We start from the raw sequence: 21,148 nt of genomic DNA, 5'->3' as shown, positions 1-21,148 counted from the left end.
GCCGCCTTCGGGACCGCCGGCAAGCCCAGCCACGGATGAGCCGGCATGGCCTCCCGAAAGCGTAGACAAACAAAAGCCCCGGCACTTCACAGCACCGGGGCTTTCTTCATTTCAGCGGAACCTCAATTTCAGGGCGCTGTCGGCTTGAACAGCGGCATCACGTCTCGCTTGCCCTTCTCGAGGTAGGGCACCGGCTTGTCCATCCATTCCGGACGCGGTGCGCCCTTCAGGTAGTGGTCGAAGAACTCGCCCATGTGCACGGTGAAGTGCTTCATGTTGTCGCGTTCGCGCAGGCCGTGCTTCTCGCCGTTGTAGTTGAACCAGTAGGCTTCCTTGCCCAGGCGACGCAGCGCGGTGAAGAACTCGATGGCCTGGTACCAGGGCACGGCATCGTCGTCGTCGTTGTGGATGGTCAGGAAAGGCGTCTGCACCTTGTCGATCTTGAAGATCGGCGAGTTCTCGATGTACTTGTCGGTGGCGTTCCAGGGCGTGCCGCCGATGCGGCTCTGCTGCTGCTCGTACTGGAACGCACGGCTCACGCCAGCACCCCAACGGATGCCGCCGTAGCCGCTGACCATGTTGGCCATCGAGGCGCCCGCTTCAGCTGCCGCGAAGGCATTGCTGTGCGTGATCAGGTAGTTGATCTGGTAGGCACCCCAGCTGTGGCCCTGGATGCCCACGCGCTTCTCGTCCACATAGCCGGCCTTGACCATGTGCTTGACCGCCGGCAACACCGAGTTGGCGGCGCTGCGGCCGGGATAGCCGATGGTGTAGGTGATGTCCGGGCGCAGCACGATGTAGCCGTTGCTGACATAGCGGGTCACGTTGATGTTTTGAGCCGGTGCCGGCGGCACGTAGCGGTTCAGGTTGTCCGTCATCTTTTCGTAGATGTAGACCATCATCGGGTACTTCTTCTTGGGGTCGAAGTTCTCCGGCTTAGCCACCAGGGCGCGCAGCTTCTTGCCGTCAGCCGCAGTGAACTCGATCAGCTCCTGCGTGCCCCAGATGTACTGCGACTGCTGCGGGTTCGCGTTGCTGATCTTGGTGGGCGAGGCCAGGTCCAGCTTGGCCGACCACAGGTCGGGGAACTCGACGAAGCTCTGCTGCGTGAACAGCACGGCATCGGCCTTCTTGGCCTTGATCAGGCCGCTCATCAGCTTGTCGCCATGGATCAGCTTGGCCGGCTCGCCACCGCCAGCAGCCAGCTTGTAGTAGCCGGTCGAGCGGTTCACCTCATGCGCGGCCGAGAGCACCAGGCCATCGGTCGGCAGGCGGCGGCTTTCCAGGTCCTCGATCTCCAGCGGCACATAGCGAAGCTGCAACTGGTGCTTGCGACCAAAGCCGCTGGTGAGGTTGCGAGCGGCTTGCGTCGCCAGCGTCACTTCCCACAGATCGAACTGGTCGTACAGGACGACGGTCGCGTCGTTCTCGGTCCAGCCGGCGAAGCCATAGGCATCGGCGGGTTCAACCACGTCACGCTCAATGTTCTCGAAGTGGCTCTTGATCTTGCCGGTCAGGTTGAGCTTCTGACCGTCGGCCATGCGGTAGGCGAACCAGGTCTTCTGCGCCGGCGAGAAGCTCAGCGCGTAGTCGCCACCGGGCGAGAGGCGCGGCTGGCTGCGCAGCTTGGTCGCGAGCTGGCGCTTGGTACCGGTCCGCAGGTCCACGGCGTAGGCGTCGTAATACAGCGCATCCCAGCTCTGCAGCATGCGGTAGGGAAGCTCGCTGGTGCCGAGGGCCCAGCGGCCGTTCTCGTTGACGATCAGGTTGGGCATGTCTGCCACGGCCAGTTGCACAAACTTGGGCGCAGCGTCGCCCACATGCACCACGGCACGGTAGCTGCGGTTCTTCTCGCGCTCGGCCTTGACCTTCTGCACCGATTGCAGCTCGGGGTCCTTGTAATGCCAGAGGTCGACCTTCATGGGTTCGGGCGCGTCCTTGGGCTCGGCCTTGGCGAGCTCAGCGGTGCCGAGGAACAGCTGCTTGCCGTCCTTGCTGAAGCTCAAGGACGCATGCTCGCTCGGGCCCCAGCCGGTCGGCATGCCGGCGGTGGCGGCATTGACCAGCACTTGCGCGGCGGCATCCTTGGCGCGCCAGTAGAAGAGCTGGAAGGCGGCCGGGGTCTCCGGTGTCTTGTCGTCCTTCTTGGCGGTCTTCTTGGCGGCGGCCTGCTCGGCCAGCGCATCGCGGTTGCTGACGAAGGCGAGCTGCGTGCCTTCGCGGTCGGTCTGCAATTGCTTGTAGCTGCCGGGGCCGGTGATCAGGGCGCGCGCCGTGGCCTCGCTCGGGTTCACGACATAGACGCCCTCGCGCAGATTGTCGGCAGGCTTGGCTGCCTCGGCCGCAGCGCTGGCACCGCTGGCCGGCTTGGCAGCGGCCGCAGCAGCAGGCGTTGCTTCCTTGACCGAGACCGTATAGGCCAACCAACTGCCACTGCGCGGCCAGGCGAAGTCGGCCACGTCCTTGAAGCTGGTGCGCTTGGCGGCGGCCACGTCAATCAGCAGCAGCTCAGTGCCGGCATCCTTCTTGCGCGCCGCAGCGGCAGCGCCGCCGGGTGCGGCCGCCTGGTCTTCGTCACCATATTCGGCATCGGCCTTGGCGGTTGCGGCGGCGGCTGCGCCATCCTTCTTGGCGACCGGAGCCTCCAGCTGCACCGCCAGGTAGGCGCCCCCTTCTTCGGGCCATGCGAAGCGCTTGACGCGCTCCACCGTCTCGACCTTGCCGGTGGCCAGGTCCATGATGCCCATCGAAGGTTTGGGCGCGTCGTCGCCCCGCTTCTTGTCCTTCTTGGCCTTGTCCAGCTCGGCGCGGCTCGGGTAGATGGTGAAGGCCAGGTAGCGGCCATCGGCGCTGAAGGACAGCAACGGCAGGCTGTTGCGGGCCGGGGCTTCGCCCGGCATGGCCGGTGTGGCCGCAGCCGCGCCACCGTTGGAGCCGCGCGTGCTTCGCCATTCGCGGCCATCGGAGAGCTGGCGCACCACGACCTCGCCGTCACTTTCCTGGCCCACCAGGGCATAGGCGGCATAGCGGCCATCCACACTCAGGGCCGAGCCCTGGACGCTGCGCCAGCCGGCATAGACATCATGCGTGATCGGTTTCTTGGCCGAGAGCGGCGTGGGCTGGGCGGCGGCCCAGGCGGTACCTGCAATCAGCAGGACCGCGGCCAGCGCCAGGCTGGAGCGGAAGTGTGTGTTCATGTCTGGGGGGGAGCTCGTGGCTCGCAAGACGGGCGAAACGGGCTTTATATCAACCGCTCTGCAAAGAAGCATTGCTCACGGGCGATCAGCAGCATTTTTCATGAACGTATGACGGATGGTTCTTTGTCGCCACACCCCTGCTGCCGCTAGCATCGCCGGCCATGAAAGCCACCAACATCCTCGCCACCATCGGCAACACGCCCCACATCCGCATCAACCGCCTGTTCGGAGATGGGCCGCAGGTCTGGGTCAAATCCGAACGCAGCAACCCGGGCGGCTCGATCAAAGACCGCATCGCCCTTGCCATGGTCGAGGCGGCCGAAGCCGATGGCAGCTTGAAGCCCGGCGGCACCATCATCGAGCCGACCTCGGGCAACACCGGTGTGGGCCTGGCGATGGTGGCAGCCGTCAAGGGCTACAAGCTGGTGCTGGTGATGCCGGACAGCATGTCGATCGAGCGCCGCCGCCTGATGCTGGCCTATGGCGCGAGCTTCGACCTCACGCCGCGCGAGAAGGGCATGAAGGGCGCCATCGCCCGCGCGCAGGAGCTGGCCGCACAGACGCCTGGCGCCTGGATCCCGCAGCAATTCGAGAACCCGGCCAACATCGCCGTGCACGTGGCCACCACGGCGCAGGAGATCCTGGCCGATTTCCCGGAAGGTCTGGACGCCATCATCACCGGCGTCGGCACCGGCGGCCACATCAGCGGCGTGGCCCAGGTGCTGAAGAAGGCCTGGCCGAATCTCAAGGTCTTCGCCGTGGAGCCCAGCGCCTCGCCGGTGATCAGCGGCGGCGCACCGAGCCCGCATCCGATCCAGGGCATTGGCGCCGGCTTCATCCCGGCCAATCTGAAGACCGAGTTGCTGGACGGCGTGATCCAGGTCGAAGCCGAGGAGGCCCGCGAATACGCTCGCCGCAGTGCCCGCGAGGAAGGCCTGCTAGTGGGCATCTCCAGCGGCGCCACGCTGGCCGCCATCGCCAAGAAGCTGCCCGAACTGCCGGCCGGCAGCCGCGTGCTGGGCTTCAACTACGACACCGGCGAGCGCTATCTGTCCGTCGAGGGCTTCCTGCCGAACTGAGGCACCCGGGAAACGGCGTACCGTTTCCCACCCGCCGAGCGGGTTGCGCAGCCGCCTTCGGCTGCGGGTCTGCTCAGTCTTCCACGCCATCCAGGCTGGGCAGCTCGTTGTCGCGGCCGGCCTGCTTCTTCAGCTGGGCCTGCAAGGGCTTCAGCGATTCGATCAAGGCCTCGGGCGGCTTGGGCGAGGCCAGGCGGAAGGCCGGCGGCGGCAGCGAGCTCAGGTAGGCCGGGCCCAGCCAGTATTGCTGCTGCTGGCGCTTGGCCACCGTCAGCACCAGGCCGAGCAAGAGCAAGGCGGCCAGGCCCACGGCCAGCCAGCGCTGGGCACGCGGCCACACCAGGCTGGCGTGCCACCACAGCATGCCGGCCACGCCGAGCGGGAAGCTCACCGCGTCCAGCACCAAGAGGCGCGGGAATGACACCGCATAGGCCAGCACCGGCAGCACCACGCCCAGCAAGTGCAAGCCCGTCAAGGCCAGCAGCGCCCGCTGCAGGTGCAGCGCGAAGGGAAAGCGACGCTGGAACAGCTGGTTGACCAGCGACCACAGCGCCGCCCAACCGACCAACACACCCAGCGGCACCAGCACGGCCGAGCTGTAGTCGATCCAGGGCGTGCCCGGATTCACCGCCGACCACTGGTCAAACCACAGCAGCGCGATCCACAGCAGCAGCAGAGCCGGCAGCAAGGCATGCTGCCGCCAACTGCGCGCCTGATGCTCATGGCCGAGCAGTTGTTCGGCCGGCAAGGCCTGGCTGGCCGTGCGCAAACGCAGTTCGGTGCTGCCGAGGCGGAACTGGCCACCAAGGCCCAGGCTCGCGCTTTCGCCGCCCTGCAGCCGGCGCTCACCCACCCAGCCGCCATTGAGGCTGGGCAGCAGGGACAGCTCGGCCCCCTCCTCGCCCCAGTTCAAGAGCGCATGCTGGCCGGCCACATGGGCGTCGGGCAGCACCAGGTCGCAGTCGGGTGAGCGGCCCATGCTCAGCGGCCAATGGGCGATCTTGTGCAGCGAGCGGACATTGCCCTCGCGGTCGAGGATCTCGATCAGCGCGGCTTGGCTGCCCATCCGAAGCCTCCCAGGTAATGCGCCGTCAGTTTCAGCGCGTTGTCGAAGCTCACGCCCTTGGCGTCGAAGCGGCCCAGGGCGCCCTCGGTCGAGGCATCCACCGTGGTGACCAGGATGCTGAGGTCGTGCAGGCCCTCGAGCTTGCGGTAGGCCCGCATGCAGACCACGGCGCGCAGCGGCAGGCCGTCGCGCTCGACGAAGTCCTCCTTGCAGAACGGCGCCGTGCGGTCTCGGTCATCGCGGCCCAGGCGCTCGTTGCGGAAGCTCGCCGAGTACTGGCGTGCAAAGCGGATCGCACCCAGCTTGCGGCCGTCATAGGCCTCGTGCGACATGTCGAGGTAGCCGGTCTGCATGCCACCGTTGACGAAGACCGCATGCTCCATGCGGCACTGCGAGCGCTGGAAGTCGAGGCCCTTGTTGTCGGCCCCCGTGCCCCGGCCCCAGCAGCGGAAGAACTGCTCCTGCGGCACCGGCAACTGGTAGCGCGGGTGGCCCGCGGCACGCCAGGGCTGGGCCATGAAGCGCTGGCTCAGCTCGTCCTGGTAGGCGAGCAACTGCTCGCGCAGGCGCGGCCAGGCGGCTGCCTTGATGGGCTTGCTGTTGCGGCTGCGCTCGAACAGGGCCTGGGCATACTGCCCCGGCACCAGGAAGCTCATCTGCTGGGCAAAGAACATGGCCGAGACATTGACGCCGACCACGCGGCCCTCTTCGTCCACCACCGGCCCGCCGCTCATGCCCGAATTGATACTGCCGGAGTAGTAGATCAGCGAATCGAAGCTGCGCTCCACGAGGCCGTTGTAGGTACCCTCGACGACGGCAAAGGCCACGTCATGCGGATTGCCCATCGAGTAGATGCGGTCGCCCTTGGACAGTGGCTGATCCTTGGGCCGGAAGCTGAAGGCGCCCATGGCCTTGAGCAGGGCCGGGTCGGCACGCAGCAGGGCGAGGTCCCGGCGCACGTCGAAGTCCAGCAGCTCAAGCGCCCCCTGCTGGCCCTCGGTGGTCTCGAACTGCAGGCGATAGCGCTCAGGCTCCAGCGCCACCTGGCTGATCACGTGGTAGTTGGTGAGGATGTGGCCTTCGCTGCTGACCAGGAAGCCAGATCCGACCGAGGCCTGGCTGTCCTGGTTCTTCAGAAGCGTGCGGATCTGCAGCAGCTGCGAGCGAGCCCGCTCATAGACACGGCGGGCCGTGGCCGAGACCGGTACGGTGGCAGCGGCCGAGGCGGCCGGCGCAGGCGGCGCCACACCGCGCGGCTGGGCCAGCAGCGGCATGGCAGCGAGGCTCAGGACCAGCGCGAACGCAGCGCGCCAGGGCAAGGCAAATGAAGGCAAACCGTCCTCCGACAGGGGTGGAGCGGCGATGCTACCGGCTGACGGCGGGCAGTCATCCCGGGCACACAAAAAAATACCGCGGCACGAGGCCGCGGTAGTTCAGGCAGCGCCCAGGCTGATTTACTTGGCGGGGCGGCGGCGACGGCTGGCGCCCAGGGCCAGCAGACCGACGCCTGCCAGCGCGAAGCTGGCCGGTTCCGGCACGTCCCAACCCATGGCGTCAAAGGCCATCAAGTCGGCCCAGCTCGGGTCCACCTGCAGGCCAGTGAAACCATAGGGGTTCATCAGGTTCACCGGGCCATCGATGAAGTGGCTGGCCTGGTAGCCATTGGTGCCGTCGTTGTAGGAGCCGGTCGACATGTACTCGACCGCGCTCTTGCCGCCGTCGATCGAGAAGTACGGGTTGCCGCCGACGCGCATGTCCAGCACGCCGTCGCCGGAGTAGCGGAACAGGTCCAGCGAGCTGTAGATCGCGTACTTGTCGAAACCGTACTTGTTGTCCAGGCCGCAACCGGCTGCGCCGAAGTAGGAGCAATAGTCGACGTCATCGACGCCCGACACGAAACCCAGCGCGTGGCCAATCTCATGGGCCGAGATGGACACGAAGTCGGCCCGGGTCGGGTCGATGCCATTGCTGCGATCAAAGTCGAAGTAAGGCGCGTAGAAACCGTTGAACGAGATGCTCGCGTCCGGCGAGGCCAGCGAGGTACCGGTGTCCACGCCCAGCGCCTTGATATTGGCCGTTGTCATGGCAAGGTAGCTGTTGTTGTTGCTACAGGCGGCCGAGGCACCGCCAACGCAGGCATTGGTGTCGTTGTCGAAGCGGGTCGTGCCGTCCAGGTTGGTCGCCATGAACGACAGGCTGCTGCCCGTCTGCAGGTGCGAGACGGCCTGCTGGTCGGTCCAGCTCCGCTGGTCCATGCTCAGCAGCGTGCGGGTGTCGGCATAGCTCAGCACGCCGTAGTTCGAGCCGGTCGAACCGAGGATGCCGTTGTTGCCGTCATTCCTCATCGAGATTCTGATGTAGACCGTGATCGGATCCTGCAGGCGGTTCTCCCAGATCGCAGCGGCCGCATTGAAGGCCGCCAGCTGGGAGGCTGTCATGCCGCCAGGCGTAACGTCCTGGAACACGATGTCCAGCGCATGGGCAGAGGGCGCAGCCGCGATGCCGGCCGCAGCCAGCAGCAGGGACTGCAGCGATTTTTTCAGCAGGGGTTTGATCATTTTCTTTCCCGAGATGTTTGAAGATCGCGCAGCCAAGCACAAGCCCGACCACGTCGCGATCCGATCATCCGCGCACCTCGTGCGTTTATCACACCCTGCGCCCCCTCATCTGAGGGTCGGTTTTACACCAGTTGCCAACCCAGCGACTCGCCTCCCCGCAAGGGCTTGAGCTGCGCCGCCTCGCCAAAAGGCACGGCCTCCGGCAGGGTCCAGGTCTTGCGCTGCAAAGTCACCTGCGTGGTGTTGCGCGGCAGGCCGTAGAAGTCCGGGCCATGGTGGCTGGCGAAGGCCTCGAGCTTGTCGAGCGCGCCGACCGAGTCGAAGGCTTCGGCATAGAGCTCCAGCGCCGACAGCGCCGTGAAGCAGCCAGCACCGCAGACCGAGTTCTCCTTCATCTGCGAGGCATGGGGTGCGCTGTCGGTGCCCAAGAAGAACCTGGGCGAGCCGGAGGTGGCGGCCTTCAAGAGCTCGAGGCGATGGGTCTCGCGTTTCAGCACCGGCAGGCAGTAGTAGTGCGGGCGCAGGCCGCCCATGAAGATGGCGTTGCGGTTGTAGAGCAGATGCTGGGGCGTCAGCGTGGCGGCGGTGAATTTGTCCGCCGAAGCCACATACTGCGCGGCCTCGGCCGTGGTGATGTGCTCGACCACCACCTTCAGCTCGGGCATGTCGGCGCGCAGCGGACGCATCACCTGGTCGATGAAGACGGCCTCGCGATCGAACACGTCGACGGTCGGGTCGGTGACCTCGCCGTGGACCAACAGCAGCAAGCCCTCGCGCTGCATGGCTTCCAGCGTCTGGTAGGTCTTGCGGATGTCGGTCACGCCAGCATCGCTGTTGGTGGTGGCGCCGGCCGGGTAGAGCTTGAGGGCCACGACGCCTGCGTCCTTGGCGCGGCGGATCTCGTCCGGCGTGGTCACGTCGGTGAGGTACAGCGTCATCAGCGGCTCGAAGGTCACGCCCTCGGGCACGGCAGCGAGGATGCGCTCGCGATAGGCCTGGGCCGCTGCAGCCGTCGTGATCGGCGGCCGCAGATTGGGCATGGCGATCGCGCGGGCGAACTGGCGTGCGGTGTAGGGAACGACGCTTTGCAGGGCCGCGCCGTCGCGCAGGTGCACATGCCAATCGTCGGGGCGTGTCAGGGTGAGGCTGTCTTGCATGTGCGCATTGTCCCAAAACCGGTAGTGGCCCTGAGTGCGGCGTCATCGAGGCCGGCTAGCATGCAGCGAAACCTATCAACAGGAGTGCTCCGCATGCGCATGTTCACGACCGCAGCCTTCACCGCCCTCGCCCTGACGTTGGGCGGCTGCGGCACCACCGAGCCCAGCCAGCCTCCCACCAAGGAGATGGTCTACGCGGTGACTCTTGGCAACCAGCTGATCCATTTCAATGCGGGGCAGCCGCAGAAGATCCTCAGCCGCCAGGCTCTCAGCGGGCTGCTGGCCCAGGACCGACTCGTCGGCATCGACTACCGCGTGGCGCGCGGCCAGCTCTACGGCCTCGGCGCCAGCGGCCAGCTCTACCGCATAGACACGGCCAGCGCCACCGCCAGCACGGTGGGCTCGCAGGCGGTGCTGACCGGCGAGGGCCGCGAGTACGGCTTCGACTTCAACCCGACGGTGGACCGCATTCGCGTGATCAGCGATACCGGACTGAACTTGCGCATGCACCCGGACACCGGCGCCATGGTCGACAGCGACCCGTCCAAGCCGGGCCTGCAACTGGACGGCACGCCCAGCTTCGATGCCAAGGACATCAACGCCGGCAAGAAGGCCGCCGTGGTGGCCGCCGGCTACACCTACAACAAGACCGACGAGAAGCAGACCACCAACTACGTGATCGAGCGCAACCTGGGCATCCTGGCCCACATGGGCACGAAGGAAGGCGTGACGCCAGCGGTGTCGCCCAACACCGGCCGGCTCTACACCGTGGGGCCGCTCGGCCTGCCGCCGTTCGAGCGGGCCACGCTGGACATCTCGGACATCTCCAACACCGCCTATGCCGCGATCACGCCGGCCGCCGACAGCTCGGGCCGGGCCACAAGCCGCTGGTACCGCATCGACCTGAAGACCGGCAAGGTACAGCTGATGGGCAGCATCGGCGAGGGTGAGCTGGTGGTGGGCGCGGCGCTCGAGCCCTGAGGACCAAGCGCATCGGGGAAGCCCCCGGCCCCAGGATGGCCGCGATCACCGATGATCGCGGCCTTTGATTTTTGAGGGAGTCAGACCATGGACAACAGCACCGCCGCCGCCAATCCACAAATGATCTTCTGCCGCGCCTGCGGCGCCCAGATGCACACCTCGGCCACGGCCTGCCCCAAGTGCGGCGCGACGCAGGGCCCGAGCTCGCTGAGCAACCGCCGCATCCTGCCTGCCGTGCTGCTGCTGATCTTCGTGGGCTGGCTGGGCGCGCACCGCTTCTACGTCGGCAAGGTGGGCACGGCCATCCTGTTCATCATCACGCTGGGCGGCCTCGGCCTCTGGTACCTGATCGACCTGATCATGCTGGTCGTCGGTTCTTTCACCGACAAGGAAGGGAACCAGCTGACGCTCTGGACATAACCTGGAGCCCCTCGTCCAAGGAGTACCTTGGCCGGTCCCCCGAGGGGACGGCGATGCTTGCCGGATTGACCGGCAAGCACATCGCCTAGTGGGCCGGCTTGGGAGCGGCCCTGCGCTCGGCCCGAATACGAACAGCCGTGACTAGCCGTGCAGGATCTTCGAGAGGAATTCCTGCGTGCGCGGCGCACGGCGGTCGGGATGGCCGAAGAATTCTTCCTTGGCGCAGTCTTCGACGATGCGTCCGCCGTCCATGAAGATCACGCGGTGGCTGACCTTGCGGGCGAAGCCCATTTCGTGGGTCACGCACATCATGGTCATGCCGTCGTTGGCCAGCTGGATCATCACGTCCAGCACCTCGCCCACCATCTCGGGGTCGAGGGCCGAGGTGGGTTCGTCGAACAGCATCACGACCGGGTCCATGGACAACGCACGGGCAATCGCCACGCGCTGCTGCTGACCACCGGAGAGCTGGCCGGGGAACTTGTCCTTGTGAGCCGAGAGGCCCACGCGGTCCAGCATCTTGAGGCCGCGCTCCTTGGCCTCGTCGCTGCTGCGGCCCAGCACCTTGATCTGCGCCAGCGTCAGGTTCTCGGTCACCGACAGATGCGGGAACAGCTCGAAGTGCTGGAACACCATGCCGACGCGCGAGCGCAGCTTGGGCAGGTTGGTCTTCGCGTCGGTGACGGCCACGCCGTCCACGATGATTTCGCCCTTCTGCACCGGTTCCAGCGCATTGACGGTCTTGATCAGCGTGGACTTGCCCGAACCCGAGGGGCCACAGACCACCACCACCTCGCCCTTGGCAATGGAGGTTGTGCAATCGGTCAGCACCTGGAAGGCGCCGTACCACTTGGAGACGTTCTTGATGTCGATCATGGTCAGCGAATGATGGCAATGCGTTGCTGGAGACGGCGCACCGCTGCGGACAAGCCGTAGCAGATCACGAAATACACGACGGCGGCGAGCAGATAGCCCTCGATCGGCCGGCCGAGGTTCTGGCCGGCGAGCTGGAAGCCCTTCAGCAGGTCATAGGCGCCGATGGCATAGACCAGCGAGGTGTCCTGCAGCATCACGATGATCTGCGTCATCAGCACCGGCAGCATGTTGCGGAAGGCCTGAGGCAGCACGATCAGCTGCATGGTCTGCGCCGGGCTCATGCCCACGGCCAGGCCGGCGGCCGTCTGGCCGGCCGGCACGCTCAGGATGCCGGCACGCATGATCTCGGCGAAGTAGGCCGCCTCGAACAGCGTGAAGGTGATCAGGGCCGAGGTCTCCTTGCCGATGGCCTGGCCGGTCAGCAAGGGGATCAGGAGATAGAACCACAGGATCACCATCACCAGCGGCACCGAGCGCAGCGTGTCCACATAGGCCGCGGACACCAGGTTCAGCAGCTTGTTGCGGGACAGGCGCATCAGCGCCAGCACCGTGCCCAGCATCACGCCGAGCACGGCCGAGATGGCGGTCAGCCGCAGCGTGAACCACAAGCCCTGCAGGATGAAGTCACGCAGGAAGTCGGCGGTGACGAAGCCGAAGTCCAGCGCGTTCATCGCTTGGCTCCCAGGGTGCCGGGCACCCGCAGCCAGCGTTCGATCAGCGTGGCCACGCGGGCCACGGCAAAGGCTGAGAGGAAATAGGCGCCGGTCACGGCCAGGTAGATCTCGATGCCGCGCGAGGTCTCTTCCTGCGCTTGCATAGCGAACTGAGTCAGCTCAGAAATCGAGACCGCGAAGGCCACCGAAGAGTTCTTGACGATGTTCATCGACTCGCTGGTCAGCGGCGGAATGACGATGCGGAAGGCCATGGGCAGCAGCACATGGCGGTAGGTCTGGCCAAGGCTCAGGCCCAGGGCCAGGCCGGCATGGCGCTGGCCGCGCGGCAAGGCCTCAATGCCGGCCTTGACCTGCTCGGCCACCCGTGCCGAGGTGAAGAATCCGAGGCCCATCACCACCAGCCAGAACGGCGGCAGCGCGGCGAGCGGCGGCACCAGCACCGGGGCGACGAAGTACCAGAGGAAGATCTGCACCAGCAGCGGGATGTTGCGGAACAGCTCGGTCCAGGTTTCGCCGACGATGCGCCAGTGGCGGCCCGGCAGCGTGCGCAGGATGCCGACGAGCGTGCCCACGACCAGGGCCACCAGCAGGGCCGAGGCGGAGACGGCCAGCGTCCATTTCCAGGCGCCAAGCAGCATGTCCAGGTAGGTGACCGTGCCCTTGCCGCCCAGGCAGCCGGCCACCAGGGTTTGATCGAGATTGTCCTTGCAGAAGACCTGCCAGTCCCAGCGCATCGCTAGCCTTTCTTCTTGTCCGTCAAATGCGAGAGGCCGCCGGCGGCGGCCTCGTTGCGGCGCTGTTCGCGCCGGGCTTGCTGAGCCTTACTTCTTGTAGCTCTCGGCCGGATTGTCGTTCGGCGCGGCCCAGGCGGCTTTGGTCACGGCGCTCGGGGTGACGCCGTACTTGGCCAGCATCTTCTCGATCTCGCCACTCTTCATCAGCGCCTTGAGGCTGTCGTCCACGGCCTTCTTGAAGGCGGGGTCGTCCTTGCGGAACATGATGGCAATGGGCTCGACCGCCAGCACTTCACCGACGATCTTGAAATCGGCCGGCTTCTTGGCGCGGGCGATGTTGCCGGCCAGGATGTAGTCGTCCATCACGAAGGCATCGGCGCGGCCGGACTCGAGCAGCAGGAAGCTGTCGGCGTGGTCCTTGCCGACCACTTCCTTGAAGTCGAGGTTGCTGGCGCGCTCCTGGCGGCGCAGGGTCTGCACCGAGGTGGTGCCTGTGGTGGTGACGACGCTGCGGCCGTTCAGCTGGGCGATCGAGGTGATACCCGAAGCCGCCTTGACAGCCATGCGCACCTCGGTGACATAGGTCGTCACGGCAAAGGCCACGTCCTTGGCGCGCTGCGTGTTGTTGGTGGTCGATCCGCACTCGATGTCGATATTGCCGCCCTGCATCAGGGGCACGCGATTCTGCGAGGTCACGGCCTGGTACTGGATGTCGAGCTTCTGCAGGCCGAGCTGCTTCTTGATGTCGGCCAGCACATGGCGGCAGAGGTCAACGTGGAAGCCTTCGTACTTGTTGTCGCCGGTGGTGATGGACAGCGCGCCGGAAGACTCACGCACGCCCACGGTGACAGCGCTGCTCGTCTTGATCTTCTTCAGCGTGTCTTCGGCCTGGGCGCCGGCGGCCAGGGCCACGAGGCCGATGGCCAGCAGGGTCTTGTTCAGCATCGTCATCTTCTTGCTCGGCATGGATTGAAGGCTCCGTCTGGGGGAGGAAGAAAGGGATTGTCAGGGTGGCGGCTCAGGCCGCCACCACCACGCTGCCGGTCAGGAAATCCCACAGCGCGAGCGCCGCGGGCTTGGTCCGGCGGGCCACCTCGGGCCGCTCGCGGTAGATGCGCAGCTCCATGCTCAGCTCGTACTGCCCGGGCAGGGCAGCCTGCACCAGGCGACCAGACTTGAGCTCCTTGGCAACGGAGCTGGCTGGCAGGAAGGCCAGGCCATGGCCTTCGAGCGCCATGGCCTTCAGGCCCTCGGCCATGTCGGTCTCGTAGATGGCATCCAGGTTCAGCGGTTCGGGCGAGGCCTTGGCAATCAGCTCCACAAGGCGACCGAGGTAGGCACCGGAGGCATAGCTGAGGAAGGGAATCTTCTGCCCCGGGTGGCCGGGCAGGCGGAACATCGGCTGGCCATTGGCGTCCGCCTTGGCATAGGCAGCCAGGGTTTCATGGCCAAGCGAAGCCATCTGGTAGCGCTCCGGATCCAGTTGCAAGGGCTGACTCGCGTGGTGGTAGACGATCAGCAGGTCGCAGTTGCCCTCGCTGAGCTGCAGCATGGCGTCGTGCACGTTCGCTGCATTGAGCCGGCTCTTGATGGCACCGAAGCGCTGGCGCAGGTCCATCAGCCAGTGTGGGAAGAAGCTGAAGGCCAGCGAATGCGGCACGGCGAACTCGAGCATGTCCTGCCCGGCCGACTGGTGGCTGCGCAGCATATTGCGCGTGGCCTGCAGATTGCCGAGGATCTCGACCGCCTGAGCCAGCAGCGTCTCGCCGGCGCCGGTCAGGCGCGTCGGGTACGACGAGCGGTCGACCAGGTCCACGCCCGCCCAGGCTTCCAGCGCCTGGATGCGGCGCGAGAAGGCGGGCTGCGTCACATGGCGCAGCTGGGCCGAGCGCGAGAAGCTGCGCGTCTCCGCCAGACTGACGAAATCTTCAAGCCATTTGGTTTCCACCGGATCAGTGTAGCCGGCCCCACATTCGGGGCATTCCCCCCCCGCAGATGGAGGGGGCAGACAGCTGTCCGCCCCCTCATTGCTTCAGTACAGTCGGTTCACGAATGGATACATGCGGGCGACCGCGTCAACAACAAACCCGGAGCGAACCATGCGGCTCAACAAAATTCTGGCCTGCTGCGCGCTGATGGCGACGGCGCTGAGTGCAAGCGCGGGCGTCGAGCTGACCTTCGAGGAGCGCGGCACCACCTTCGCAGCCCTGGGCAATCCTTATCCGGGCATCACCTTCGTCGGCAGCCCGTTCACCTATGGCGCGAAGTCGGCCGGCGGCCTGGGCAAGTTTGAGGGTCAGGTGGACGCCACCCACCCGACCAACAATGTCGCCTTGTTCTTCAACTCCGCTGACATCGAAAACGGTGACCCCGGGCAGTTGGTGATCAACCTGGACGCCGGCTTCAGCACCGTTTTTCAGATGCTGTACACCACCATCGACAGCTGGGGCGGCACCGGCGTGCAGGTGTTCAGCGGCAAGGACGGCAGCGGTGACCTGCTGGGCTCCAGCGGCGCCTTCTCCGATGTGGCTCAGACCGGCTGTGCCGCAGGCATCGCGTGCAAGTGGGAGAGCATCAACATCGACCTGGGCAAGAACATCGCTCACTCGATCGTGATCAGCGGCCCGGATGCCGTCTACTTCTTCGACAACATCATCTTCGGTGACCTGCCTTCGGGTACCGGTGGTGGCGATGTGCCGGAACCCGCCGGCGCCGCCCTCACCCTGGCCGCCCTGGGCGCCCTGGCCATCAGCCGCCGCCGCAAGCGCTGAGAGCGCAAGCGCTCGCGCGACAAAGCCCGCCTCCGGCGGGCTTTTCTTATTCCGCCGCCTGCGCCGCAGTGGCTGCCACTGAGCCCCCCTGCTGCTGCAGCCGCCACATCTGGGCATAGCGGCCCTCTTTTGCCAGCAGGGCGCCGTGGCTGCCGCGCTCGATGATGCGGCCCGCCTCCAGCACCAGGATCTCGTGGGCATCGACGACGGTGGACAGCCGGTGCGCCACCACCAGCACCGTCTTGTCCTGGGCCGCCGCCTCCAGCTCGGCCTGGATGGCCCGCTCGTTGCGTGAATCCAGGGCCGAGGTGGCCTCGTCGAAGATCAGGATGGGCGGGTTCTTCAAGAGCGTGCGGGCGATCGCCACGCGCTGCTTCTCGCCCCCCGAAAGCTTGAGGCCGCGCTCGCCGACCATGGTGTCGTAGCCCTTGGGCAGGCCCTGGATGAAATCGTGGATGTGCGCCGCCCGCGCTGCCGCCTCGACCTCCTCGCGGCTGGCGCCGGGCCGGCCATAGGCGATGTTGTAGGCGATGCTTTCGTTGAACAGCACCGTGTCCTGCGGGACGATGCCAATGGCCTGGCGCAGCGAGCCCTGGGTCACGGCCGAGATGGCCTGGCCGTCGATGCTGATGCGGCCGGCGCCCACGTCATAGAAGCGGTAGAGCAGGCGCGCCAGCGTGCTCTTGCCCGAGCCGCTCGGCCCCACCACCGCCACCTTCTTGCCGGCCGGGATCTCGAAGGACACGCCATGCAGGATGGGCCGCGCCGCCTCGTAGGCAAAGTCCACCTGCTCGAAACGCACGGCCGCGTCCTTGAGCTGCAGCGGCTGAGCGCCGGCTTGATCGGCCACCTCGCGCTCGCGCTCCAGCAGGACAAACATCTTCTCCAGGTCCGCCAGCCCCTGCTTGATCTCGCGGTAGATCACCCCGAGGAAGTTCAAGGGGATGTAGAGCTGGATCATGAAGGCATTGATCATCACCAGGTCGCCAAGGCTCAAGCGCCCCGCGACCACGCCCTCGGTGGCCCGCCACAGCATCAGTACGAGGGCCGTGGCGATGATCAACTGCTGGCCGGTGTTGAGCATGGACAGCGTGCTCTGAGACTTCAGCTGGGCGCGGCGCAGTTTCTCCAGGCTCTCGTCGTAGCGGCGGGCCTCGAAGTCCTCGTTGTTGAAGTACTTGACCGTCTCGTAGTTCAAGAGCGAATCGATGGCCCGGCTGTGCGCCGTCGAATCGAGCTCGTTCATGGTCTTGCGGAACTTGGTGCGCCACTCGGTCACCGTGACGGTGAAGGCGATGTAGAGCACCAGGGCCGCCACCGTGATGCCGGCGAACCAGAGATCGAACTGCGTGGACAGCAGGCCCAGCACCAGGGCCACCTCGATCAGCGTGGGGAAGATGCTGTAGAGCGAATAGGAGATCAGCGAATGCACGGCCCGCGTGCCACGCTCGATGTCGCGTGTCATGCCGCCGGTCTGGCGCTCCAGGTGGAAGCGCAGGCTCAGGTCATGCAGATGGCGGAACACCTGCAGAGAGATGCTGCGCGAAGTGCCCTCGGTGGCCTTCGCGAAGATCAGCTCGCGCAGTTCGGTGAACAGCGAGGTCGAGAGCCGCAGGCCGCCATAGGCGATCAAGAGGCCCAGCGGGAGCACCAGCATGGATTCCACCGAGCCTGGCTTGATCGTCAGGCTGTCGATCAGCCGCTTCAGCAAAAGCGGCACGCCCACATTGCTGAGCTTGGCCGCCACCATGAACGCGAGGGCCAGGCTGACGCGCCAGCGGTACTGCCAGAGGTAGGGCAGCAGCTTGCCTATGGTGGACCAGTCGGAGCGCGGGGCGGCGCTGCTCGCAGGCGGGGCGATGGCTGGCAGGGCGGGCTGGCGTGAAGACATGGGCGGCGTGGGGCTGAGCTGAAACTGCAGAGAGCCATTGTCAGGCTTGGCTGATCGACAATCAGGCCGTTCTCACTTTCGATCCAAGCACCGCCATGACTGACACGCCCAGCACCATCCCCGATCAGCGCGAACTGGTGCTGCGCGTGATGCCCATGCCGGCCGACGCCAACCACAACGGCGACGTGTTCGGCGGCTGGATCATGGCCCAGGTCGACATCGCCGGCTCGGTGCTGCCGGCCCGCATCTCGCGCGGTCGCGTGGCCACGGTGGCGGTGAACGAGTTCGTGTTCAAGCAGCCGGTGTCCATCGGCGACCTGCTGTCCTTCTATGCCTCGGTGGTGCGCGTGGGCCGCACCTCGATCACCGTGCATGTGGAGGTCATCGCCGAGCGCAATCCGGCCAACCCACATGTGGTCAAGGTCACCGAGGCCAACCTGACCTTCGTGGCCATCGACAAGGAAGGCAAGCCGCGCCAGATCGACCAGCATGCCTGAGTTGCTGGTGATTGGCGGCGGGGCCATGGGCTCGGCCGTCGCCGCCAAGCTGGCCTCGCAGCAGGGCTGGCGGGTGCGCGTGCTGGAGCGCGACCCGAGCTATGCACGGGCCTCCTCCGCCCTCTCCGCCGCCTCGATACGCCAGCAGTTCACGAGCCCGCTGAACATCGCGCTGTCGCAGTACGGACTGCAATTCCTGCGCAGCCTGGGCGACGAAGCCCAATTCGTCGAAGGCGGTTACCTGTACCTGGCGCGTGAGCCGCAGCAGCTGCGCGAGCTGCATGAGGTACAGGCCCGCTGCGGCGCCGACATCGGGTTGCTGGAACCGGCACAGTTGCAGACACGCTGGCCCTGGCTTGCCACGCAAGACCTGGCCCTCGGCGCCTTCGGCCGCAGCGGCGAAGGCTGGTTCGACGGCTGGGGCCTCTTGATGGCCTTGCGCCGCCAGGCCCTGGCGGCCGGCGCCGAATACCTGAGCGGCGAAGCGCTGGAGTTGCTGCGCGACGGCAAGGGCTGCATCGGCGGCGTGCGCACCGAGGCCGGCGTGTTGCAAGCCGATCTCTACCTGCTGGCCTGCGGTGCCTGGTCTGGCAAGCTCGCGGCCACGGCCGGCCTGCAGGTGCCGGTCGAGGCCAGGCGCCGCAGCGTCTACGTCTTCCGCAGCCCCGAATGGGCGCCGGGCAGCCCGCTGGTCATCGATCCGTCCGGCCTGTGGTTCAGGCCCGAGGGCGAGGGGCAGTTCATTTGCGGCGGCGAGCCGCTCGACGACAGCCCTGACCTGCCGCTGGACCCGGAAGCGAACCTGTTTGAAGAACGGCTCTGGCCTGCCCTGGCCGAGCGCGTGCCCGGCTTCGAGTCGCTGCGCCTGCAGCGCGCCTGGGCCGGCTACTACGAGATGAACACCTTCGACCACAACGGCCTGGTCGGCCCGATGGCCGCCTGCCCCAACCTGTTCCTCGCCTGCGGCTTCTCTGGTCATGGCCTGCAACATGCGCCGGGCGTGGGCCGGGGGCTCGCCGAGTTGATCGCCGCCGGCCACTATCAGAGCCTGGATTTGAGTCCGCTCTCGCCGGACCGCATCGCGGCCAACCAACCCTACCGCGAGCTCAACGTGATCTGACGGGCGATGCGGTCGGCGAGCGTGTCGGCCCAGAGCCGGTAGCCCTCGGGATTGGGATGGAAGCCGTCCCGCGCCATCAGGAGGGCCGCCTGATCGGAGAGGTGCAGATGCGGCGGCAAGGCCTGCACGCCCCGCTCGACGCTGCCCAGCACGCTGCGGGCCAGCGCTCGGTTCAGGCGCAGGGCATGGGCACCGAGCAGCCAACGCAAGGGCTGGGGCAGCAAGGGAAAGGCATGCATGGGCGGCACCGCGCTGTGCAGCGTGAAGCGAACACCGCAGCGCTGCGCGGCCAACTGATGCAGCTCATCGAGTTGTCGAGCCCAGAGTCGGGCGCCGACTTGGCTCACCGCATCGTTGACGCCCAGGGCCGTGACCATCAGATCGGCCGGCTCCAGCGTGGCGACCCGCAGCTGCTGAAGGCTGTCGGCCGTGCGGTTGCCGGTGCGGGCCAGCAATTGCCAATGCACGCTGCCGTCGAGGCGCTTGGCCAATGCAGCCGACAAGCGGCCAGCCAGCGCCTCGCTCTGCGTCGCCGCGCCAACGCCAGCCCCTGAGGAATCGCCAACGATCAGCAGCCTGAGCTTCAGCTCGCCGCTGCCGGCCATGCCGGCGCGCGCGCCCTCGGCCTCAGGCAGGCGCAGCGCCTGGCGGCGCACGCGAGCGCCCTGCCACAGCAGCAGCGGCGCCAGCGCGATCTTGGCAAATGTCAGCATCAGCGCCCGCAGGGCCGCCCCAAGGGCGCTGGCGCCCCCTCGGGGGGCAGAGAGCGGAGCGAACGTGGGGGCAGCATCATCTCAGTCGAACTTGGAGAAGTCCGGCGCGCGCTTCTGGAAGAAGGCCTGGAAGGCCTCGGTGGCCTCAGGGCTGCGCAGACGGGCTGCGAAGATCTCGGCTTCCTTTTCAAGCGCCGCACGCACCTGCTCGGCGCTGTGGCTGCGCATCAGACGCTTGCTTTCGCGCACGGCACTAGGCGCCAGGTTGTTGAAGCGCTCGGCCACGCGGCGTGCGTGAGCGACGACCTCGGCAGCCGGCAACACCGCGTTGGCGATGCCGCATTCCACGGCCTGCTCGCCGGTGAAGGGGTCGCCGAGCAGCAGCTTCTCGGCCGCGCGGCGGTTGCCCATCAGGCTCGGCACCACCAGGCTGGAAGCGAACTCGGGCACGAGGCCCAGGCTCACGAAGGGCATGGCCAGGCGGGCATCGTCGGCCACATAGACGAAGTCGCAATGCAGCAGCATCGTGGTTCCGATGCCGATGGCGGCGCCGTTCACGGCGGCGATCACCGGCTTCTCGCAACCGAGCAGCGCGCGCATGAACTGGAAGACCGGCGCATCGGTGTCGCGCGGCGGGCTGCCCATGAAGTCCTCGATGTCGTTGCCCGACGTGAAGATCGAAGGCTGGCCCTGGATCAGCACGGCGCGAACGGCCTTGTCGGCGTTCACGGCGACCAGGGCGTCGGCCATGGCCTGGTACATCGCGCGGGTCAGCGCGTTCTTCTTCTCGGGGCGGGCGATTTCAATGGTGGCAACACCGTTGACGGTGGCGGTCTTGATGCTCATCTTGCTTGTCTCCTGAATCGGGAATGCGGGGCCAGGCTCAGCCCCCGAGTTGCTGCCAGTGGTTGGCCAGGTGCATCAAATGGGCGCGCTCGTACTGCGCGCGCGTCAGCGGGCCGTAGGCGAAGTGCGGTTTCAGCTCGCTCTTGAAGGATGCAAAGGCGTCCATCGCATCGAGCAGGCGCTGGATGGAACCCTTGACGCTGTGATTGGCATCGAGCGCCGGCGCGCCGGGGATGGGCTCTTCGAGCGAATGGCTCATCTTGCCGCGAGCATCGAAGAAGGCGAAAGCCGTGTTGCCGGCCGTGACCTGGAAGAAGCGCGACTTGGGCTCCGGGAAGCCGCTCATCGAATACTCGATGCTCTGCGCCAAGTGCTGCAGGATCTGCGTCAACGCCCAGCTCGTGCCTTGCGGCTTGGGCTCGCGAAAGCGCAGTTCCAGCACGGCCTTCTGGGCCTCACGCCAATTGCTGAACGGTGCCACCAGATCTCCCTGGCAGCCAGTGAGCAGGGTGGGCGCTGTCAGCAGCGCCCCGGTCTTGAGCAACTGCCGACGTTTCATCGCGCCACT

20 protein-coding genes are annotated in these 21,148 nt (G+C 66.5%); 6 read left to right on the top strand and 14 right to left on the bottom strand.

The features are described 5' to 3' along the window. Positions 1-128: 128 nt before the first annotated feature. Entirely contained in the window at positions 129-3,197 is a 3,069-nt protein-coding gene (locus J7U46_RS19245; RefSeq protein ID WP_282828751.1) for a prolyl oligopeptidase family serine peptidase, read from the bottom strand. Positions 3,198-3,358: 161 nt separating this feature from the next. Between J7U46_RS19245 and cysK the strand changes: the two genes are divergently transcribed. After that, positions 3,359-4,276, top strand: coding sequence for a cysteine synthase A (cysK, locus tag J7U46_RS19240; RefSeq protein WP_282828749.1), 918 nt, complete (start codon positions 3,359-3,361; stop codon positions 4,274-4,276). Positions 4,277-4,349: 73 nt separating this feature from the next. Here cysK and J7U46_RS19235 read toward each other — a convergent pair whose 3' ends face one another. The 4 genes from J7U46_RS19235 to pyrC form a co-directional block, all read right to left on the bottom strand. Beyond that, a complete protein-coding gene (locus J7U46_RS19235; RefSeq protein ID WP_282828747.1) occupies positions 4,350-5,342 on the bottom strand; it encodes an FHA domain-containing protein in 993 nt (330 codons plus the stop codon). Next, positions 5,321-6,676, bottom strand: coding sequence for a serine protease (locus J7U46_RS19230; RefSeq protein WP_282828745.1), 1,356 nt, complete (start codon positions 6,674-6,676; stop codon positions 5,321-5,323). Before J7U46_RS19230 ends, J7U46_RS19235 begins: the two co-directional genes overlap by 22 nt. Before the next feature lie 120 nt (positions 6,677-6,796). Further along, positions 6,797-7,900 (bottom strand): NF038122 family metalloprotease, encoded by a 1,104-nt coding sequence (locus J7U46_RS19225; protein ID WP_282828744.1) that lies wholly within the window; start codon positions 7,898-7,900, stop codon positions 6,797-6,799. A gap of 122 nt (positions 7,901-8,022) precedes the next feature. Next, the gene (gene pyrC / locus J7U46_RS19220) at positions 8,023-9,057 is read right to left on the bottom strand and encodes a dihydroorotase (RefSeq protein WP_282828742.1); all 1,035 of its coding nucleotides are present in this window, start codon (positions 9,055-9,057) and stop codon (positions 8,023-8,025) included. Between the two features lie 93 nt (positions 9,058-9,150). On the opposite strand from pyrC, the gene J7U46_RS19215 reads away from it, so the two are divergent. Then, complete coding sequence (locus J7U46_RS19215; RefSeq protein ID WP_282828740.1) at positions 9,151-10,038, top strand: DUF4394 domain-containing protein; 888 nt, start codon at positions 9,151-9,153, stop codon at positions 10,036-10,038. 87 nt (positions 10,039-10,125) lie between these two features. Continuing rightward, positions 10,126-10,458, top strand: a complete 333-nt coding sequence (locus tag J7U46_RS19210) for an NINE protein (protein ID WP_282828738.1) — start codon at positions 10,126-10,128, stop codon at positions 10,456-10,458. 141 nt (positions 10,459-10,599) lie between these two features. On the opposite strand, the gene J7U46_RS19205 is transcribed toward J7U46_RS19210, so the two are convergent. The 5 genes from J7U46_RS19205 to J7U46_RS19185 all read right to left on the bottom strand — a co-directional run bounded on the left by J7U46_RS19205 (position 10,600) and on the right by J7U46_RS19185 (position 14,690). Further along, positions 10,600-11,334, bottom strand: a complete 735-nt coding sequence (locus tag J7U46_RS19205; protein WP_282828736.1) for an amino acid ABC transporter ATP-binding protein — start codon at positions 11,332-11,334, stop codon at positions 10,600-10,602. A gap of 2 nt (positions 11,335-11,336) precedes the next feature. Then, complete coding sequence (locus J7U46_RS19200; protein WP_282828734.1) at positions 11,337-12,005, bottom strand: amino acid ABC transporter permease; 669 nt, start codon at positions 12,003-12,005, stop codon at positions 11,337-11,339. Then, a complete protein-coding gene (locus tag J7U46_RS19195) occupies positions 12,002-12,742 on the bottom strand; it encodes an amino acid ABC transporter permease (RefSeq protein ID WP_282828732.1) in 741 nt (246 codons plus the stop codon). Before J7U46_RS19195 ends, J7U46_RS19200 begins: the two co-directional genes overlap by 4 nt. Positions 12,743-12,829: 87 nt before the next feature. Continuing rightward, the gene (locus J7U46_RS19190) at positions 12,830-13,684 is read right to left on the bottom strand and encodes an amino acid ABC transporter substrate-binding protein (RefSeq protein ID WP_282828795.1); all 855 of its coding nucleotides are present in this window, start codon (positions 13,682-13,684) and stop codon (positions 12,830-12,832) included. A gap of 76 nt (positions 13,685-13,760) precedes the next feature. Further along, positions 13,761-14,690: a LysR substrate-binding domain-containing protein gene (locus tag J7U46_RS19185; protein WP_282828730.1), complete on the bottom strand. Its 930-nt coding sequence runs from the start codon at positions 14,688-14,690 to the stop codon at positions 13,761-13,763. 151 nt (positions 14,691-14,841) lie between these two features. On the opposite strand from J7U46_RS19185, the gene J7U46_RS19180 reads away from it, so the two are divergent. After that, on the top strand, positions 14,842-15,513 hold the full coding sequence (locus tag J7U46_RS19180) for a PEP-CTERM sorting domain-containing protein (RefSeq protein ID WP_282828728.1): 672 nt from the start codon (positions 14,842-14,844) through the stop codon (positions 15,511-15,513). A gap of 46 nt (positions 15,514-15,559) precedes the next feature. On the opposite strand, the gene J7U46_RS19175 is transcribed toward J7U46_RS19180, so the two are convergent. Next, the gene (locus J7U46_RS19175) at positions 15,560-17,404 is read right to left on the bottom strand and encodes an ABC transporter ATP-binding protein/permease (RefSeq protein ID WP_282828726.1); all 1,845 of its coding nucleotides are present in this window, start codon (positions 17,402-17,404) and stop codon (positions 15,560-15,562) included. 95 nt (positions 17,405-17,499) lie between these two features. Between J7U46_RS19175 and J7U46_RS19170 the strand changes: the two genes are divergently transcribed. After that, entirely contained in the window at positions 17,500-17,901 is a 402-nt protein-coding gene (locus J7U46_RS19170; RefSeq protein ID WP_282828724.1) for an acyl-CoA thioesterase, read from the top strand. Then, positions 17,894-19,021 (top strand): FAD-binding oxidoreductase, encoded by a 1,128-nt coding sequence (locus tag J7U46_RS19165; RefSeq protein WP_282828722.1) that lies wholly within the window; start codon positions 17,894-17,896, stop codon positions 19,019-19,021. The genes J7U46_RS19170 and J7U46_RS19165 overlap by 8 nt, the downstream gene beginning before the upstream one ends. Here J7U46_RS19165 and J7U46_RS19160 read toward each other — a convergent pair. From J7U46_RS19160 to J7U46_RS19150, 3 genes are all read right to left on the bottom strand, one after another. After that, positions 18,997-19,734 (bottom strand): SGNH/GDSL hydrolase family protein, encoded by a 738-nt coding sequence (locus tag J7U46_RS19160; protein WP_282828720.1) that lies wholly within the window; start codon positions 19,732-19,734, stop codon positions 18,997-18,999. The genes J7U46_RS19165 and J7U46_RS19160 overlap by 25 nt on opposite strands. Before the next feature lie 81 nt (positions 19,735-19,815). Beyond that, a complete protein-coding gene (locus J7U46_RS19155) occupies positions 19,816-20,580 on the bottom strand; it encodes an enoyl-CoA hydratase (protein ID WP_282828718.1) in 765 nt (254 codons plus the stop codon). A gap of 37 nt (positions 20,581-20,617) precedes the next feature. Further along, a complete protein-coding gene (locus J7U46_RS19150; protein WP_282828716.1) occupies positions 20,618-21,139 on the bottom strand; it encodes a DUF1569 domain-containing protein in 522 nt (173 codons plus the stop codon). Positions 21,140-21,148: the final 9 nt, after the last annotated feature.

Origin of the sequence: Pelomonas sp. V22 (genome assembly GCF_030014915.1) — a bacterium.
Classification (GTDB): domain Bacteria; phylum Pseudomonadota; class Gammaproteobacteria; order Burkholderiales; family Burkholderiaceae_C; genus JAUASW01.
This window is presented reverse-complemented; position numbering and strand designations above follow the sequence as displayed.